This window comes from Streptomyces malaysiensis subsp. samsunensis (genome assembly GCF_024519315.1).
Taxonomy (GTDB): Bacteria; Actinomycetota; Actinomycetes; order Streptomycetales; family Streptomycetaceae; genus Streptomyces; species Streptomyces malaysiensis.
Genome location: NZ_JANIIC010000281.1, coordinates 1 through 371, shown reverse-complemented (window position 1 = coordinate 371; position 371 = coordinate 1). Strand labels below are relative to the sequence as shown.

The 371-nt window shown below is 67.7% G+C and carries 1 protein-coding gene; it reads left to right on the top strand.

Annotated elements, in window-relative coordinates:
- The coding region (locus tag NQU54_RS48895) for an IS630 family transposase (RefSeq protein WP_257636700.1) at positions 1–371 on the top strand (371 nt) is incomplete at both ends.

The following is a 371-nucleotide window of genomic DNA, read 5'->3' as shown; positions in this document are numbered from 1 at the left end:
CGAAGCCCCGAAGGCGTTCCTGACCTGCAACCACCTGAGCGCCGCAGCTTCGACTACGTCCGGCACGGCACCGTGGACCTGTTCGCCGCCCTGAACACCGCCACCGGCAAGGTGATCGGGCCGCTGTCCGCACAGCACCGCGCGGTCGACTTCCGTGACTTCCCCGACGAGATCGACCGCCAGACCGATCCCGGCCTGGCGGTCCACGTGATCTGCGACAACCTCTCCGCCCACAAGGCGCCGGTGGTGCACAAGTGGCTGCTTGCGCATCCCCGGTTCCGCCTGCACTTCACCCCGACCTACTCGTCCTGGATCAACCAGGTCGAGCGGTGGTTCGCGGAGCTGGAACGACGCTGCCTTGAACGCGGCGT